Source organism: Paenibacillus sp. IITD108 (genome assembly GCF_036541265.1).
Classification (GTDB): Bacteria; Bacillota; Bacilli; order Paenibacillales; family Paenibacillaceae; genus Pristimantibacillus.
On sequence record NZ_JAZHCT010000009.1, the window covers coordinates 1 to 18,464 of the forward strand.

General features: G+C 43.1%; 13 protein-coding genes. 3 read left to right on the plus strand and 10 right to left on the minus strand.

Annotation, left to right across the window (positions count from 1 at the left end; genetic code table 11):
* The 3 genes from V1L65_RS10005 to V1L65_RS10015 form a co-directional block, all read left to right on the plus strand.
* Positions 1 to 718, plus strand: a 718-nt coding sequence (locus V1L65_RS10005) for a carbohydrate ABC transporter permease (RefSeq protein ID WP_331699001.1), incomplete at its 5' end; no start/stop codon positions are given.
* A 48-nt stretch (positions 719 to 766) separates the two neighbouring features.
* Positions 767 to 2,083 (plus strand): ABC transporter substrate-binding protein, encoded by a 1,317-nt coding sequence (locus V1L65_RS10010; RefSeq protein WP_331699002.1) that lies wholly within the window; start codon positions 767 to 769, stop codon positions 2,081 to 2,083.
* Between the two features lie 250 nt (positions 2,084 to 2,333).
* Positions 2,334 to 3,782 (plus strand): GGDEF domain-containing protein, encoded by a 1,449-nt coding sequence (locus V1L65_RS10015; RefSeq protein ID WP_331699003.1) that lies wholly within the window; start codon positions 2,334 to 2,336, stop codon positions 3,780 to 3,782.
* 85 nt (positions 3,783 to 3,867) lie between these two features.
* On the opposite strand, the gene V1L65_RS10020 is transcribed toward V1L65_RS10015, so the two are convergent.
* The 10 genes from V1L65_RS10020 to V1L65_RS10065 form a co-directional block, all read right to left on the minus strand.
* Complete coding sequence (locus tag V1L65_RS10020) at positions 3,868 to 6,096, minus strand: sensor histidine kinase (RefSeq protein WP_331699004.1); 2,229 nt, start codon at positions 6,094 to 6,096, stop codon at positions 3,868 to 3,870.
* Positions 6,074 to 6,766: a response regulator transcription factor gene (locus V1L65_RS10025; protein WP_331699005.1), complete on the minus strand. Its 693-nt coding sequence runs from the start codon at positions 6,764 to 6,766 to the stop codon at positions 6,074 to 6,076. Before V1L65_RS10025 ends, V1L65_RS10020 begins: the two co-directional genes overlap by 23 nt.
* A 174-nt stretch (positions 6,767 to 6,940) precedes the next feature.
* Positions 6,941 to 8,548, minus strand: a complete 1,608-nt coding sequence (locus V1L65_RS10030; RefSeq protein ID WP_331699006.1) for a hypothetical protein — start codon at positions 8,546 to 8,548, stop codon at positions 6,941 to 6,943.
* A gap of 80 nt (positions 8,549 to 8,628) precedes the next feature.
* Complete coding sequence (locus V1L65_RS10035; RefSeq protein ID WP_331699007.1) at positions 8,629 to 9,492, minus strand: carbohydrate ABC transporter permease; 864 nt, start codon at positions 9,490 to 9,492, stop codon at positions 8,629 to 8,631.
* Positions 9,489 to 10,475 (minus strand): ABC transporter permease, encoded by a 987-nt coding sequence (locus tag V1L65_RS10040; RefSeq protein WP_331699008.1) that lies wholly within the window; start codon positions 10,473 to 10,475, stop codon positions 9,489 to 9,491. The genes V1L65_RS10035 and V1L65_RS10040 overlap by 4 nt, the downstream gene beginning before the upstream one ends.
* Positions 10,476 to 11,202: 727 nt before the next feature.
* Positions 11,203 to 13,425: an AraC family transcriptional regulator gene (locus tag V1L65_RS10045; RefSeq protein WP_331699009.1), complete on the minus strand. Its 2,223-nt coding sequence runs from the start codon at positions 13,423 to 13,425 to the stop codon at positions 11,203 to 11,205.
* 91 nt (positions 13,426 to 13,516) lie between these two features.
* A complete protein-coding gene (locus tag V1L65_RS10050) occupies positions 13,517 to 15,634 on the minus strand; it encodes a right-handed parallel beta-helix repeat-containing protein (RefSeq protein ID WP_331699010.1) in 2,118 nt (705 codons plus the stop codon).
* Between the two features lie 28 nt (positions 15,635 to 15,662).
* On the minus strand, positions 15,663 to 16,298 hold the full coding sequence (locus tag V1L65_RS10055) for a hypothetical protein (protein WP_331699011.1): 636 nt from the start codon (positions 16,296 to 16,298) through the stop codon (positions 15,663 to 15,665).
* Positions 16,291 to 17,142, minus strand: coding sequence for an amidohydrolase family protein (locus V1L65_RS10060; RefSeq protein ID WP_331699012.1), 852 nt, complete (start codon positions 17,140 to 17,142; stop codon positions 16,291 to 16,293). Before V1L65_RS10060 ends, V1L65_RS10055 begins: the two co-directional genes overlap by 8 nt.
* Positions 17,143 to 17,164: 22 nt before the next feature.
* Positions 17,165 to 18,292, minus strand: coding sequence for a glycoside hydrolase family 88 protein (locus V1L65_RS10065; RefSeq protein WP_331699013.1), 1,128 nt, complete (start codon positions 18,290 to 18,292; stop codon positions 17,165 to 17,167).
* Positions 18,293 to 18,464 lie beyond the last annotated feature (172 nt).

Below are 18,464 nucleotides of genomic sequence, written 5' to 3' on the forward strand. Positions count from 1 at the left end.
CTTTCGGGAAACACTATCTTTTCCGCCTACGATTATCCCATCGGTGCCGCAGTTTATTAACTACGTCGATGCGATGCAGGCAGGGCCGTTTCTGACCTATTTTAAAAACTCGGTCGTCATTACGCTGAGTATCATCGTTATTCAGATGATTGTGATGATTCCGGCCGCTTATGCGTTTGCCAAGTACAAGTTTTGGGGCAGCGGCCTTCTATTCAGTCTCGTCTTGCTTGCCTTTATGATCCCTGGCCAGGTGACCTTTATCCCGGTTTATCTGATGATGTCGGATTGGGGCATTATGAAAACCTTATTGCCGCAGATTATTCCGTTCATGTCCAATGCCTTTGGCATCTTCCTGCTTCGCCAGTACTTTATGCAAATTCAAGACGAAATTGTGGAAGCGGCCCGCTTGGATAACGCATCCGAGCTTAGCATTATGACTCGCATCATGCTGCCTATGTCCTTGCCGGCTCTAGCTACTGTAGGCTTGTTCAGCTTCGTCAGCCACTGGAACGATTACTTCTGGCCGCTCGTGATGACGGATTCTGCAGCAGTTAGACCGCTGACCATTGGTATATCCATGCTGCGCGAGACAGAGGGCATTAGCAACTGGCATATTATTATGGCAGGCAACGTGGTGCTCGTACTGCCCATCCTGCTCGTGTACTTGTTCAGCTCCAAGCAAATCGTAAAAGCGTTTGTTTACTCAGGTATTAAGTAATTATTACTTATACATTCCAGAATTTATAAAAATGGAGGGTTAAAACGTATGAAAAAGTTTTCTGCAATCCTTATTACGCTGACGCTGGTTGCGAGCATGCTGGCTGCGTGCGGCCAGTCTTCCACAGGCGGAAACAACCCATCAGATCCACAAGCACCGTCCAACACGGCTGACAATGGCGGCAGTAAAGGGAAGAAACAGGTTCACTTCTGGCATGCGCTTGGCGGCAAAAATGGCGAACGCATCGACGAAATGATTAAGCACTTTAATGATTCTCAAGACAAAATCGAAGTTGTCGGCACTTTCCAAGGCGGTTATGGCGAAACAGTTACCAAGCTGCAGCAAGCGATTGCAGCCAAGTCCGCTCCTGAAATTGCGATGATTGAGCGTGCTTACGTTCAAATGTTCTCGGATTCAGACGTGCTGGAAGATCTGAAGCCATATGTTGAAAAAACGAATCTAGATCTTAACGATTTCAGCGAAGGCCTAATGGGTCACTCCTACTTCGATGACAAGCTGGTATCAATGCCGCTTAACCGCTCTACCCCAATTCTTCATGTCAACAAAACGATGCTCGATGAGCTAGGCCTTGCCATCCCGACAACTTGGGAAGAGATGGCGGATGTCGCTTCCAAATTGGCGATTAAAGAAGGCAGTGAGTACAAGCGTTATGGCCTTTCGATGCCGTACGACCATTGGTACTTCCTGGCATTCATCACACAGGCTGGCGGCAGATTCTTTAATGAAGAAGGCAACGGCCTTGGCTTTATCGACAACGGTGTCGGCGTAAAAATTTTCGAGCATCTCAAAAAGATGCAGTCCAATGGCGGCCTGTTCTACCCGCCCGCAACAGATTCCGGAAGCATTGTAGGTTCCATGTTTAGAGAAGGCAAAGTAGGCATGCTATATGAATCCACTGGAACAATCGGCGGCTTCCTGTCTACTGTCGATTTCGAATATGTAACAGCTTTCTTGCCAAAAGAACAGGTTCACGCTATCCCAACTGGCGGTGCCAACATAGTACTACTCAACAATGCTCAAAATAAAGATGAAGCATGGGAATTCATTAACTGGGTGATGACGAATGAGCAAGGCGCACAGCAATTCGTTATTGATACTGGCTATCTTCCATTTACGAAGTCGATGACGGATTCCAAAGCAATCCAGGATCTATGGGCAAAAGAACCCATCCGCAAAACAGCTTTTGAGCAATTGCAATACGCGATTGACACAAACAAATCTGTAGCATGGAGTTCTGTTGAGCAAGAGTTCTTCGCTGCGATTCAGGCGATTATGTATGACAGCAACGATATTCCAGCAACGCTTGACACACTTAAGAAAAACACAGATCGTTTGTTCAAGTAAAAATTATAAAAAAAGGCGATCCAGGAGCAATCCTGGTCGCTTTTTTTAATATAAGCACCGTATGAGCTTTATGCTTATACAGTGCTTATATTTTTATGCTAGGATGAGTCATGTAACTCTCTTTATGACTCTTTTATTGCAATTATAGATTATACTATAGTAGTGAAGAACTATGGGTACTGCTTAATTAGAACTAGATTCATTCTATAGAGAGGTGCAGCAGATGGAATCCCGCTTCAGAGTAAAGCTTATGCTTACAATGATCGCTTTCGCCATGAGCATTTCGTTCATATTAGCTGCGATGGATCATAACAGACTTAAAAATCAAACAATTGATAACCAGCAAACGCAAATGAAGAAAAGTGAAGAAATAGTTTTGACATCTATCGATACAATTGAAAAAGCTTATTACCTGTTTGGCGAGCATAAGGCTGCCTCGATGCGGGATGTAAGCGCTAGATTAATACAGCACTACGAGCAACAGCCCGATTTCAATCAATGGAGCTTTAATGAGCTGAAGCAGAAATACGAATACGATATCTACATTATAAATAAAAATAACGTCATTACACATAGCAGCATGAAGTCCGATATTGGACTTGATTTCAATTCCTGCTGCAAAGGTCTTGCAAAAACATTGGATGACAGGAGAAATACGGGACAATTCTATCATGACGGCATGGATATCGAACAACAAACCGGGGCCGTAAAAAAATACAGTTATCAAGGCACTTCAGACAAAAATTATTTGATCCAGCTTGGCTATGATTTGCAGAATGACGATATTTTTCAACAATTTAATTTTTTCACAACGATTGAAAATCTTACATTAAGAGATCCGTTGATCTCCCATATTCGCATTTTGAATCCGGCTGGAAATGCATTAGGCTATTCTGCTGATTCGCTTATATTGCCTGAAGGGCATCGCAGTGCTTTCAAGCATACCCTTAACACTCAGGAAACGACAGAAATACAAGGGCTATGGGAGGGTGAAAAAGTTTATTACCGCTATATTTATTATAAATCAAAATATGATACGGGAACGACAACAGAACGAAAAGTGCTTCAAGTTATTTACAATGACAAAGAGCTGCAGAGCTTGCTGAGCGCCAATCGCAAAACCTTCATTCTCCAGCTTGCAACCGTACTATGTATTACGATCATTTTATCGTTATTCATTTCAAAAGCGGTAGCCAGACCCATGCATCTTGCCTTTCATGATAGCCTGACTGGTTTGAAAAACAGAGCCGCTTTCGATGAAGCAATGATTCGAACACTCGCTTCGCAACAAACAACGACAGCACTCCTTATGATGGATGTTGATAACTTCAAAGGAGTTAATGACAAGCTGGGTCACGACACCGGCGACCAGCTGTTGAAACGTGTGGCTGAAAGCATTCATAAAACGGCCCGTAAGGACGATATACCCGCACGGCTTGGCGGTGATGAGTTTATTATCATCCTGCCAGAGCCAGGATCCAAGGATGCGATCCAGATAGCTGAGCAGCTTATCGACTCTATCAAAGCCCTTACAGTTACTAAAACAGGACTTTCAGATATACCTGTAACAGTCAGCATCGGCATTGCATTTTCTCCTGCCCATGGCGAAGACGCAGAAACCTTAATCAAGCATGCGGACGAGGCTCTTTACGCCTCCAAAGAGCGCGGAAAAAATCAATACCAGGTATACAATGCCTAATTGGATAGAAAAAAGCGCAGCATTCTAGGCTGAATCAACCTTGAATCTTGCGCTTTACCGAAAACTAGCCCCATCCAGCGGTCAGTTAGTTCACTAATTTAAGCGAAATGCTTACTTTAAATAAATCGCCTTCCGTTTCGATAACAAGACTGCCATCATGAAGATCCACGATTGATTTAGCAATCGCCAGCCCGAGTCCAGAGCCTTCGGTTTGACGTGATGTATCTCCGCGCTTGAACCTTTCAAATAGCTCGTCTATATTTTCACTAAGCTCAAATTTGGATACATTTTTAAACGTAATCATCGCCTGATTGCCGTTCGAAGATACCGTTATATATACACGGGAATTTTCTAGTGAATACTTAAGTATATTTTCAATTAAGTTATCAAAGACACGCCATAGCTTATTACCATCGACAAGCGCGTAAACAGGCTGTTCGGCATACTTAATTCGAAATTGCAAACTGGAGTCTTTTACCGCGTTATCATGCTCGGCAAGCGCCTGCTGCAAAAGCTGGATAAGATCAACCTTTTCTGGCATCAATTCTATATTGCCGCTGGCCATTTTTGATATTTCAAATAAATCATCAATTAACATCTTTAAGCGTTTCGATTTACTATCAATGATTTCAAGATAGGCTATCTTGTCTTCGTCGGATACCCCTTCCTTTTTCAATAAATCGGTATACGTAATGATGGAAGTTAGCGGTGTCCGCAGGTCATGGCTTACATTAGTTATTAGTTCTGTTTTAAGCCGTTCGCTCTTGGCCTGTTCGGTCTGCGATGTTTTTACCCCTTGCTTTAATAGGTTAATGTTTCCAGCAAGCATGGCCAAAACAGATTTCCCTGTCACAGGCAGATCCTCTCCCAGATTGCCAACAGCCAATTCGTTAGTTCTTATCAACACTTGGTTAAAATACCCCAAGCTTTTTATTAGTATTATGATAATTGGCAAACCTACAAACACAAGAAGCATTACATAGATAAGAAGATAAGCGGATTCCCAAACAATCATGTTCGCTGCTGCTCCTAAACCAAATACTGCCGCCAAAACAATAAATAACTGTATGCCTATGCTCTTATTCAAAAAAGCATCCTTCAGGCTAAGCTTTATTTTTTTAGAGAGCACCCACAAGCCCTGTCCAGCTTTATTAAGAAGCGCTTTTCCCCACGCCTCTTTAAAGTTTTTCCTGTCCTTTAATTCTGTAACAAGAAACTTTCCTTGGATAAGCGTCAAGCACCAAACAATCGATCCCATTACTATACAGCTAAAAATATCCCAGCTATAAACTATAACATTTTTGATGTCATAAAAAATCTGTTCATTAATAAAAAATAGAACGTTGACAGCCAAAATTCCTGTCGCGGCAAAAATAATGATTCTTAAGTCAATAGGAAGCTTAGTATAATGGAACCTCCATGATTCAAATCCAGCAGGAATGACCTTAGCTATTTTGAGATAGAAGCAAAGAATAAAAGCGCCTATGCTTGCAATTATATACACAATTAATAAGATTTGTTTTTGCTTATAGCGTTCGTATTCAATCATAACTGGGTTTGATAAGGGTAGAGATTTGGATACCCCAATCTGTCCTTCAAATGGAATAAATGACTTAGCGAGCTCATAAGCTCCTGGAAAGCTATAATACCCCAAATATTCTCCTGATATAAAATAACTTTTAACGAATAACATTTCTTTAGCATTTATCCCATCATTTCCGAGTTCATCTTCTGCGTTTTTCAAATTCGTAAAGACTTTACCTGTCACATGATTTTTAAAATAGTACTGAAAGGCTTCTTTATATCTCATATACTCCAGACGGTAAAATTCCCGCTCCTGGAAGAACTCGCCGACCATCCGTTCTTTTTCTTCTAATACCTTTTCTTTAATGTACTCATCACTTTTGAACCCGTTTGTAATATCCTCTATCTTTTTATCTCTTTCCGCAATATAAACATCCGCTGCCTCTTGATTACCCGTTTCCAATGCATTCTGAATAACATATTCATATTCAGCTTTTAAGTCGACAATTCGATCAGTAAGGCTTACATATCGGTTTCGATACTCATTGATATCATTCTCAGTAACCGTTATTGCCTCTTTTGCTTGCTCCAATGTAATATCGTTCAGCTCAAACTTGTTTAAATACTCCGCAAATTGATCAAGCTTGAAGCGAAACTCCTGAGTGTGGAAATAGTTCGGATGAACATAACTGCTGCCAACGGTGAAAATAGATAAAATTCCGCTTAGGCCAAAAGTAAATAAAAATACCCAAATACTTATAATAACGCTACTTTTCCATTTTGTACCCAACTCCCCATACCACCTTTAAGTATCTTGGATTTTTCGGATCAATTTCAATTTTCTCTCGAATTTTTCTTATATGTACAGCAACCGTATTTTCCGCGTTATAGCAAGGCTCCCTCCATACTCGTTCATAGATTTCATTAATCGAGAACACCCGGCCTGCGTTGGTCATAAGTAATTCAACAATTTTGTATTCGATTGGGGTAAGCTTCACCGGGTCTCCATGGACCGTCACTTCCTTTGTTAATTTGTCTAGAGTAAGCCCGTTTAGATCAATCACTTTTTTAATACCTTCATAAGTGCCTAAAGTGACGTACCTTCTCAACTGAGATTTCACACGGGCAACAAGCTCCATAGGATTGAACGGTTTTGTGACATAGTCATCCGCCCCCATATGGAGACCTAATATTTTATCCGAGTCCTCGCTTTTCGCACTCAAAATAATGATCGGAATATTTTTCTTCTCACGAATTTTATATGTAGCCGATATCCCGTCCATTTTGGGCATCATAATGTCCAAAATAATGAGATGAATTTGATGTTTATTTATTATTTCCAAAGCCTCCATTCCGTCCTTAGCTTTTAACACGGTAACCCCTTCATTTTTTAAGTAAATTTCAATAACGTCCCGTATTTCCTTGTCGTCATCGGCAACTAATACAAAAAATTGTTCCACGTTTTCCCTCCATTCCAGCAGCCATCTTTCACTATATTAATTGTAAATGGAAAATCTTAATATCTATTCATCATAATTATGAAGACATTCTTAATTATTGGAAAGACAAAGTGCCCCCAATCATCTTGAACGATGACGAGGGGCACTTCCTATTTATACTGTTATAAGCCGGGTCTATTTATTGTTTCTGGCATAAGCAGCATTCGCTTCCTCAGTAGCTTTTGCAAGCCCGATCTTGTTCAATTCTGCTACATAGCTGTCAAAGCCGGCATCCAGATCAACCTCGCCTGCAACAAATTTCAGCTGAAACTCCTTTAACACTTTATCGATAGCATCGCGATTTTCTGTCCAGCTAGGAAGATCTACAAGCTGCATAATATCATATAAAATATTAATTTCCGATTTGTTGAGCTCTTCTTTATAGGCTTGCTTTTCTGCTGAATACTCGTACACCAGCATATCTGGATTATCCGCAGCTTTAAAGAAGGTTGTGCCGACGGTTGAAACCGATTTGGCTATGTCGGAAAATTCAGCTTTTCTAACTGCGCCGCCGTTAACGACATCGTAATGAACTCCCTCTTCGCCGAACGACACTTTCATATAAACATCCTTATCCGTGGCAATGCGATCCACCATTTCTAGAATCTTCTTTACCTTTGCCTCATCTTTTACTGCATCTGCACCAATTGCATAAGGATTTTGCTTATAGCCTTGAACAATACCATTCATTTGTCCGGCAGGCCCAATAACTGGAGCGCCTACAGCAAATTCTAGCCCTGTTTTAACGGCATCTGCACCAACCGCGCCTTCTGTATGATAGTGATACCACATCATCTGATCCATCATGCCTGTCTTGCCATTTACAAATTTAGCCCGGTAGCTATTGGCGTCATCCGTAATAAATTCTGGATCAATAAGTCCAGCCTTATACCATTTATTTAAAAGCTTATAAACTGCACGAGCTTGCTCACTGACGAGGACATGCTCCACTGTATTATCTTCTTTTACGTGCCAGCCGCTGCTTCTAATGCCATGCGCCGCAAAAACCGTATTGAATATTTGATTAGAGCCTAAAGTATCTTTACCGCGAACTGACATACCGTACGTATCCTTCTTGCCGTTTTGATCCGGATCATTATTACGGAACTTCGTTAATACATCCTCCAGTTCTTCTAATGTAGTTGGAGGCGCATCATAGCCTATATTTTTCAACCATTCTTTATTGTAAGCTGGCAAAAATGGCGAACCGCCTTCTCCGTATATTCTAGGAATTCCATAATTCTTACCATCGACAACAGCTACATTCCAAGCGGTCGGGTCATATTTATCTACCATTGCTGAGTAGTTAGGCGCATACTCACGTATTTTTTCTACCGGAAGCTCTCCTATTAACCCTTGCTTAACATAGCTAAGGAAATCAGCAAAGGTGAGATCCGTATTGCCGATATAATCCGGTCTGACACCAGATGCAAGCATAATGTTAATTTGCTGCTGCCAATTCGAGCGGTCATAACCAAGCGGTGTAATCTTTACATTAAACAATTCTTCAACGTACTTCTGAGTTGCCGTATCCTTCCCAGGCAAATAAAAATTTAACCACGATATTTCAATTGGGCTTTCTGGCTCCTTATTCGTCTCCGATCCTCCTGACGATGGTGTCGTGGTTGGTGATGTTGAACCATTATTGCCATTTTTCGTACCGCTGTTTTCACCGCCGCAAGCAGACAGCACTAAGATTAATGCCATCGCTAACACAAGCGTTTTCAATACATTTCCTTTCATGTGTAAGCCTCCCCTTAAATATGATTTTAATATATTAACCTGTTGGATGAACAACAGCTTAATTAAAAATAAATGCCTCCTTACCCTTTTACGGACCCTACCAAAATGCCCTGGGCAAAGTGCTTTTGCAAAAATGGATATACAACCAAAATTGGCGCTGTCGTAAATATTAGCGCAGCTGCCTTCAGTGATTCGGAAGGCGGCGCATTGGTTGTAACCAATACCGCATTAATCATCGACTCATCCTGATTAATAATTAAACGGCGCAAATACATCTGCAGTACAAGCAAAGCTTGATCCCTTGTGTACATCAGCGCATCGAACCAAGCGTTCCAATGATGCACCGTACAAAAAAGTATCATCGTAGCTATAATAGGCATGGATACGGGAATAACGATTTGCCAAAAAATGCGAATATCGTTAGCTCCGTCCATTTTGGCCGATTCCTCGATTTCCTCCGACAGCTGCATAAAAAAATTTCTCATAATAATAAGCCAAAAAGTATTGACCAAGCCTGGTAGAATAAACACTAAATGCGTATCAAACAAACCTAAGCTTTTAATGAGCATATAGCTCGGCAGCAAGCCGCCGCTGAAAAACATCGTTACAATAATGAGCGTAGTGAAAAATTGGCGGTGCGGAAGCCCTTTTTTGGACAACGCATAGGCAGCTGAAGACATGACCAGCATCATCGCTAATGTCCCTATAACCGTCCGGAACACAGAATTTCCGAATGCCGTCCAAATCTCACTCGTTTGAAACAGCATCACATATGCGTTAAATGTAAAGCCTTGAGGGATTAAGCTGATGCCCAGCCTGGCTGCACCGTCACTGAGTGATATTGTCAGCTGATGCAGAAAAGGATACAGCATGCTGACGCATAATAGGCTTAAAAATAAAACCAAAAAGACTTGGAATGTTTTTTCAGATCGTGTCATTTTCATATGAGCCCCTCCTGCCCCCCGCGCTTCACTAAATAATTCGTAAACAATACAAGAATGAGAGCAACGATATTTTTCGAGAGTCCCACAGCTGTTGCAAAGCTAAATTGCATCTGTTCGAGTCCTATCCGGTAAACGTAAGTATCCAGTATATCGCCTACACTATACGTTGCCGGCGAGTACATATTAAGCACTTGGTCGAATCCGGCATCCAGCACATTGCCTATTCTCAAAATTAGCATGATTGTAATAACTGGCAGGAGCGACGGCAAAGTAATATACATAAACTGCTTAAATCGCCCGGCTCCATCCATGACAGCAGCCTCGTACATGCCCGGATCAATACCCGCTATGGCAGCCAGATAAATAATCGCTCCCCAGCCTACTTCCTTCCAAATTGATGTAGAAATCAAGGTGAAGCGAAAATATTCTGCTTTTCCCAGAAAGTAAATCGGATCAAAACCGAACCAGCTAATGATTGCATTCACAATGCCGCTGGACGGGGAAAGCACTGTAAACATAAAACTGGCTACAACTACCCAGGATAGAAAGTGCGGTAAATATGTAAGCGTTTGCGCAATTTTTTTAAAAAGTTTAAGCCTTAGCTCATTCAATAAAATTGCCAAAATGATAGGAGCAGGAAAGCCAAACAACAGATGATACAAGCTAATTACGATCGTATTGCGAAGAATTAAATGAAAATCTTGAGCTCCGTTTACCATGGCTTCAAAGTGTTTTAAGCCGGCCCATGGACTGTCCATAATTCCTTTTGTAATATTGAAATCTTTAAACGCAAGCTGTATGCCATATAGCGGGCCATAATGAAAAATCAAATACCATATAAGCGCTGGAGCGAGCATGAGCAATAAATACTTATAACGTTTATATCGTTTCCAGTTTCGGCTCCAAGAAAAAGGCTCTTTATTGGAAGAACGTTTTCCTTTCTTGCCATGCACAGCTGAAGAAGCGCTAAGATCTGTCTGCATATCAATTCTTCCTTTCGGTGTTTATCCTCTTCCCAACAATAAGCGAGAAGCGGCGTATCGGTCTATTTCAAATCCTTCTAATGCATTGCAATATCTTCCGATGCCCAAGAAAGCTTATAAACAAAGGGATTCTCAAGGCCTCTTCCCATTACTCGATTCCCTTGAATCTATAATAATCTGTTATCATTCGAATTTTTTATAACTCAACTTTCGCAGATGCCATAATTGCCTAACGGTTGCCATAGAGGCTATTTCGATTATTCTAGCTCATTTGAAAATGTAATGGTTGTCATGAGCGCTATTGTGCCTTTTCTCGAGCAAAATCAATGCTTTTTGGGGTATTAAGCGCAATAGCAACCGTTAGAAAATTTAAACCATCATTTTTGCACGAATAGCGTTTGTGGCAACCCTTAGAATTTCATCATTGCTCAGTATACTCTGCGACGAAGTAAGTCAACCGGGCTCCAGTAATGGATCGCAGGTTTCACCAACCGGGGATTTCGGCGTTTTCTGCTTCGAGGCCTGCCGAAGGTTAGCCTTGAGGTCGGGTGGCTTTCGCTCGCCCATAATTTACTCAAGAAGGCAGCTATGGACCAAAAACCAGGAATGGCGATGCAGGGATGATCTCCCTTTGCATCGCCATTCCATTATTTTTAAGTTTTTTTGTGTAGCGAGCTATCTCATCTAGCGAGCAAACCTACTTTTGGGACAGCCCCTTTTTTATAGTTTAAGATTCCAATACAACTTGCTTGGATCTTTCCAAGTTGCGATATTGCAACGGGGTAATTCCATACTTTGCTTTGAAGCGTGTACAAAAGTATTGCGAATTTCTATACCCTACGGAAACAGCAACTTCTGCTACCGTTAATTTTATCTGGTCTACAAGCATATCAGCGGCACATTCTAGCCGTACCCTGTTCAAATATTCTGAGAAGGATTCTCCCGTTATGGTGCCAAACAAGGTGGAAACATAATTGGACGACAAATGGACACGGGCCGCTAAACTTTCGAGTGACAAATCCTCGGCTAAATGCTCCTTCATGAATTGCTTTAATTCATTCATTTTTTCAGCATGGTTATCGTTTCGGCTTTCATTCATATACTCAGCAATGCTGATCGCCTGCTCTTTCAGAACAAGCACCATTTCATCCAGGGTGCAATGCTTCATTTGATCGTGGATATTCAGAGCTGAAAACATGCCGCCAAGCTTCTGTTCATTGGCAATCTGCGAAATAATTGTACCTAGACGCAAACAAGCAAGCTCAATGGCATCAATGCTTATATTCTGAGAACTCAGCTCTGCTTTGGAATGATTGAACCATTGCTCTACTTCGCTTGCATTGCCTGCTAACATTTTATTTTGCAAAATAGGATAGGACAGCTCGACAGATAATATCGGCTTCTTGTCAACAGATACTTCCTCGTACAAAACAATAGCTGTACGTCCCTGCAGAAATGTATATCTGTAAGCATGCTTGGCATCTTCGTAAGTACGATGGATATCATCGATGGAATCCGCTATTGATCCAATACCTGCTGCAAACGGAATATCCGAAATCGCATGCAAGGCATAAAGCTCTGCTTTTAAAGAAGCTATTGTGTCATTTATATCCTCATAGATGAATCCTAAGAGCACCCACTCTGCAGCGCTAAGTTTGATAACCTCTGATGCGAGGCTTGTGCGTTCTTTTATGAAATAGCAAAGTGCTTCCCCTCCCTCCGGCTCAGTTACTATATAAGCAGCAACATAGCTGCACTCCAGAGGAATAGCAGGCATCTGATCAAAACTGGCAGCCGTTTGCTGCCCAGTCACCAGGCCGGCTAGCTGTCTTATGCGCACTTCGTCTTTCATCTTCAATAAATTTAAATCGATAAACTTCAGCATATGATGAATCGCATTATACTCGGTACCTTCGGTCACTTGAGCCGGCCCATTGTATAAATCCCGTATGGAGTAGAGTAATTTTTTGAGAGGCATATAGAAATGACGAGACAGTAAGAAGGCGATTAAAATGCCAACCAGCAGCGCAGCCATGCATGCCGCCCACACTTGATGCTTCATTTTATTGGCGGATAAAAGAAACGACTCCATCGGCCGAACGACAGCATACGTCCAGGTATGGGCAGATTCATTGCTGGATAGCACAGATATAACATTATCATTGATTCGTGTCGTAATATTTCCATGTGCCGGTTCATTGCTGAGCATATCATTAACGGCATTTTTGACGATAGTCATTTCCTCATTATAATGCTCATTTCCAACAATCGGGGTTCCGTGTTCATCGAATACATATAACTGGGTTTGAGGGGAGTTGAGTGCCAATTCCATCGTTTGAGTCAAGTATCCAATATCAATATCTAAATACAAATATCCTGCAATGCTTGTTAGATTATTTCTGCTAGGCAGCGCGTACACATAGGTCAGCACACTTGTATCTATACCGGGTTTTTCGCGAATGAACCAGGATTGAACGGGGACGGAACCAAGCGTTTGGATAAATGCAAAGTCAGACGAGTTTGCGGGACCCTCATAGTATCTTTGATCGTCGACGACATAATGCCCATGCTTAAAGTAAACAGTAATTCCTTCAATACCTTTCGTCATTTCCTTAATGAGGCTTAAATTCATTATAAAACTGACAATTTTGCTTGAATTCCCTTGTGCAGTTGCATCAATCAAATAATTAATTACATCTTCACTTCGCGGACTGACTAGTGAAAACACTTGATTATTAAAAACACCTTCATAAGATTGCAAATAATTTTCTTCTACTACACTCTTTACCTTTTGCAAAGAATAATTTGTATCCTTTGCTACTTCATTCATGACCATATCGTTTGCGTTGTTAAGTAAATATCCTCCCGTAAAGCCGATTAAAACAAGCGCCAGCACCGTATATGAAATGACCAGACGAATATAATAGCTGCTTCTCCATCTTGTAACCATTAGCAATGCCTCCTATTCTTTGTTCATTGAACGAATAAGGGGAAAGGAACACAGGATAAAGCTTCTATCCTGCATTCCGATTGCCGGCATTTCACTCATTCTTTAATCCTATCTTTGCAAATGGGATGTTCTCAAAGCCTGGAATATGACGGAACACAGGAGAGTCCGGCTTCAAAGCGAAGTTTTGTTCATTGGCATCAACAAAAGACAACTCCTCGCTCGTCACCCAATTTTGTTCAACAACGCCGTATTGTCTAGCATATTTGTGTATCAGCATCGTATCTTCATGATCAGAGACAGTATCGCCATCTACGTTGCTAGTTACGCCAGTCTTGTAAATTACATTTCGTTCGACCACATTGTATTTCGGGCATGACGGCATATCTTCCCAAAGCGTTAATAAGGCAGGGTACTTGCTGCGCCATGGCTCAGCATGAATGGGCATGGAAAGCAGTCTGCGGTGCATCACTTGCCCTTCCAGCGAATGATTGGCTGCCCATTCTCCCGGCATAGAACGCGCATCCAGCTGCACGGAACGAGCACAATTTAATATTAAATTGTTGCGCAATATGTTGCTGCGCCCGCCGCCTATCAAAACAGCCAAATCAACATCGTACAGCACATTTCCGTACATCTCTACACCTGAAGCCATATCATCCAAATAAATACCCATATGAGCCTGTGACACGTCGTTATGAATATGATGAATAAAATTATAGCGGATCGTATTTCCTTGTTCTGTCCAGTCGCGCCCGATATAGATCGCTCCAGCGTCCCCGGTTTCCATAAGTACCTTGTAAACCTCGTTGTACTCTACGGTATGATCATTGCCATACAACAGAATGCCAACATGCGGCGCATGATGAATATAATTATTGGCCGCTATATGACCGACACCCATTAATTCGACCGCAGCGCTATACGTTAGTTTTAGGCGGCTATAACGTGAAATATCATTGCAGCGCGCGTAATTGCCGCCAGCCTCGAGCGTTATTCTGTCACCGCCGGACAGTAAAATCCCGCCTGTACCTGTATCGTAGATTTTACAGTGAACGACGCCATTTCGCCTGCCTCCGCGAATATACCTTTCCTCGCGTTCCTTCGTGGCAGAATCTGCATTTCCGCTGCTTTCTTCGCCAATAATGACGGCCATGCTGCCCAATCGGCGCAACGTACATCCTGCAACGATATTATCCGATCCTCCAATGATTTGTATGCCTGCTCCGCGAGACACTTCAAAGGTCAAATGGCTAAAAGTAACATGGCTAGTATTTCGCAATAAAACAAGCGGCGCTACGAGGAGAGAAAGCTCTGCTTCAGCTGTTTCCAGCGGACCGGGCGGATAAAAATATAATATCCCCTTCTGCCGATCCAAGTACCATTCTCCCGGCGTATCCAATTCTTCTAAAATGTTGTAATAATAATAGCGTTGGTCGGCACGCATACTGTAATAACTCGCGCCTTCTGTCGTCAGTGAATGGCTGGAGGCATCAATAGAAGCTATTCGCAGATTGCCATCTGCCCAGTCCCATTGCCAATAACCGTACATCCATATATCTCCAGTATTGATCCAATGCAAAGGCCTGTCATCCTTGAACCGGAATGTCGCAGCTTTAGTCAGCTCCTCCGCGATTTTTACTTTGTCACCGTCATATTCACGCGGATTGCCTCCCGGATCGATGACCTTTTCTATTTTGACATAGCCTTCATTCGGATAGCGGGCAAGCGTCATCGTAGAGCCATTAAAAAACAGCTCCGGATTGGCTGCAACTGCCGGAAACCCAAAACCGCTTTTGGAGATTTGGCCAAATTCATTCAGCCCTAATGCCTTCAAGTCGATTTGCAGTACACGGTCACGTACATCTGCCTGCAATCTGGCTCTAACCGCTTCCTCTGTGACCGGTAGAAAATGCTCTGCTGACAATGGAATTCCGCCGCTTATTCTAACCTCTTCTCCTTCGGCAGCTGTGTAGACGATTGGTGCTTCTGGTGTCCCGGAATCTTGTTCTTCCAGCACAAATGACTCCTCATGCCTATATAAGCCTTCACGAATATAAACGGTAATTCCGCCTTTAGGCATGCCACTGGCATGTTTAATAGCACGAATAGCATCGCGCGCCCCCGAAAGCGTTGCCAACGGTGCGTTTGCTGTTCCTGAATTACGATCGTCGCCGCTCGGGTCTACATAAAGATTAAAGGTTGCGCTCATTCGTAAAACTCCCCTTCTAAATGCTTATTTAGTAGGCAAACCATATATCTAGTTTAGTCCATACCGATTTTTCTGCACCCTGCCCTGTCGTGAAATGCCCGGCCATTACGTCATGCCAATTCGATGGCGTATGATTAGTCGCCAGCTTGCCGACGCGGCTTGCTCCCTTTATCGCAGGAAGCTCATAGTACGAAAATAAAAGCGCTCCATGAAGCCCGATACAATAAGATTGGTTAAAGCTTCCCGGCATTTCTTCCTGCATCTGATAATGATAAAATACGTAACTGCTCACCATATCCGGCTTCAAGACAGCAATCGAGCCTATTCGTTCTATGCTCTCCCGCTGCTGTCGGCAGATTTGCGCTTCTGATACTGTTCCATCGTAAAACACATTCGGCATAAACACTTGATAGGTGTGCTCCTCAGCCAAATCTGGCCACGGCTCCAGCCATTGGTGAACTTCCTCAGGCCAACTCCAATCCTTGCTGTCAAAAGCAGCCTCTACATAAATAAACAGCGAGTGCTCAAAGGCGAAAATGCTGCAAGTCTCCGCCCCTTTTTTGACAAGAGCTTCCTTCCAGCTCTCCTGCACGTCTCTGAGAGCCTCCTGCAGCAGCTGCTGTTTTCCAGGTTTTACTTGTGCCCGATACATCCACCTATTCACTCGCCGCAGCCTCCTCTTGCCCGATGCCATAAAACCGATACCCATTGCTGCAGCGCACCGCGTGGCGCTCCGCCTCGCCCCATTCCGCCGGCAGCAGCTGTTCAAACAGCCGGATCACTTCATCATATGTGCCGCCTTGCAGTGCAACCGGCCAATCACTTCCAAACAACAATCTTCCGGATTTGAATGTACGTGTCAAATACTGCACATACGGCTTAAGCAGTTCGGGCTTATATCCTCCTGCTTGCGTAATCATACCTGACAGCTTCACCATCGTTTGCGGCAGAGCTTCTATGGAGCGCATATCGTTCATCCAAGTTTCCATCAACTGTTCTTTCACAGGAGGTACGCCAAGATGATTAATGACCGCTTTTAACTGGGGGACAGCGCTTAAGTAAGGGATAATGGAAGGCAGCTGATGAGCTCTGGCTAATAGATCGATGGAAAATTGATCCTTCTGGAGAAGAGCAAGATGATCGAGCAGCAGCTTATGTGTCCGCTCATCCGTCTGTTCGAATCTGGAACCATTCACGCGTATGCCTACGAATTTCTCCTTGGAGCGCAGCCTCCTATAGTTTTCCTCAAATGACTCTTGTGTCAAATCAAGCCCGCCCACTACACCTTTGATCCAACGATACTCCGCTGCCAGATTGAGCATGTAATCGATTTCGTCTGCCGTCGAGGCCGCTTCAACAAGAATTACCCCCGTAACACCACATGCTTCCAAAACAGGCTCCAATTGCGAAGGAAGCCGATCTTGGAATAGCATTTTGTTTTCAGGAGAGATCCAGCTATAATTCCCCCGATCCAGCTTCCAAAAATGAACATGACTATCCAAGTACATAAGCTTCCCTCCTGACCTCTCGTTACCAGTAACTCAATTCGTTGCCGCGCAATTTACTAATCGCCTCGGCGAAGTAGTAGTCTCCATAAATAATAGGAACTTCGACAAAATGCTTTTTAGGATAATTTGCAGTAGCTCTTCTGATCAGGCCTTCCTCGTTTGAATCATCCCATGTCCCGTAATATTGGTCTAGCAGCTGCAGTATTTCAATGGCCTTCTGTTCGTAGAACACAGCTTCCTCTTCTGTCACATGCTTGGCAAGCTCAAGCAAACCGCTGGCTGTACATGCCGCTGCGCTGGAATCCTGAATGGCCTTCGAGTCTGCCGGTGCTCTAAAATCCCAGGACGGCGCTTGACCAGGCTGCAGTTGTGACAGGAAGTATGCTGCTGTTTGCTTGGCCGCTGCCAAATAACGAATATCCTTCGTATACCGGTAGCTGAGCGTAAAGCCATAAATTGCCCAGCTCGTTCCTCTTGCCCAGGCGGAATCCTCCGAATAGCCCTGCCCGCTGATCACACTGATTCTTTCTCCCGTCTCTGGATCAAAGTGTACAATATGCCGAACCGATCCGTCCGGGCGAATAAATTCACGCAAGGTCGTATTCGCATGTTCGACCGCGATATGGTGAAATCTTGGATCGCCTGTTATTTCACTAGCCCAGTAAAGAAGAGGCAAATTCATCATGCAGTCGATGATAGCCCAGCCAACACGCTCTTCCTGGTTCCAGGCACGAATGAATTTTCCTTTTGCATTATATCTTCCTGCCAAGTGGCTGGCTGCGGTTAAAGCTCTTCGCTTGGAGGCTTCGTTGCCTAATAATTTGTAATGTGCAATGGCTGTCGGCGTCCACATAAAGCCTACATCATGATGCAGCCCAGTAAATGCATGCAAAGGCTCATCTAATTTCTCTTCGCATGCTGCGGCGATCGACTTAAGCCTTTCATTGCCGTTATGCTGATAAATAAGCCATAACAATCCCGGCCAAAAGCCGTTTGTCCACCAATCTGCGTCTTCATCTGTATAAGTCCCGTTAACCGAAGCATAAGGAAAGCTGACGCCAATTCTTTGGCTTGTCTGGCTGACCTTATTGACAATTTTATCCCAAATCTCATCAGCCCATCGATTTAATGTCTCATTCTGCAGCTTCATCACTTCCTAGTTATATTATCCAACTATGGTGAGAGGTCGCGCTACGATCAAGATTGGACTTACGACCGCTGTTGTATTCCAATTTTTTCGATTTTGTAATCCTATTATGGATAAAATTGTAATACAAAGGCGGCCACTACCGTTTCTCCAGTTCCAATCTTGCTCATCCGCT

Coding starts and splice junctions, on each gene's coding strand:
- V1L65_RS10060 (WP_331699012.1), bottom strand. CDS start 17,142: ATGTACTTGGATAGTCATGTTCATTTTTGGAAGCTGGATCGGGGGAAT.
- V1L65_RS10045 (WP_331699009.1), bottom strand. CDS start 13,425: ATGGTTACAAGATGGAGAAGCAGCTATTATATTCGTCTGGTCATTTCA.
- V1L65_RS10050 (WP_331699010.1), bottom strand. CDS start 15,634: ATGAGCGCAACCTTTAATCTTTATGTAGACCCGAGCGGCGACGATCGT.
- V1L65_RS10010 (WP_331699002.1), top strand. CDS start 767: ATGAAAAAGTTTTCTGCAATCCTTATTACGCTGACGCTGGTTGCGAGC.
- V1L65_RS10015 (WP_331699003.1), top strand. CDS start 2,334: ATGCTTACAATGATCGCTTTCGCCATGAGCATTTCGTTCATATTAGCT.
- V1L65_RS10030 (WP_331699006.1), bottom strand. CDS start 8,548: ATGAAAGGAAATGTATTGAAAACGCTTGTGTTAGCGATGGCATTAATC.
- V1L65_RS10040 (WP_331699008.1), bottom strand. CDS start 10,475: ATGCAGACAGATCTTAGCGCTTCTTCAGCTGTGCATGGCAAGAAAGGA.
- V1L65_RS10065 (WP_331699013.1), bottom strand. CDS start 18,292: ATGAAGCTGCAGAATGAGACATTAAATCGATGGGCTGATGAGATTTGG.
- V1L65_RS10035 (WP_331699007.1), bottom strand. CDS start 9,492: ATGAAAATGACACGATCTGAAAAAACATTCCAAGTCTTTTTGGTTTTA.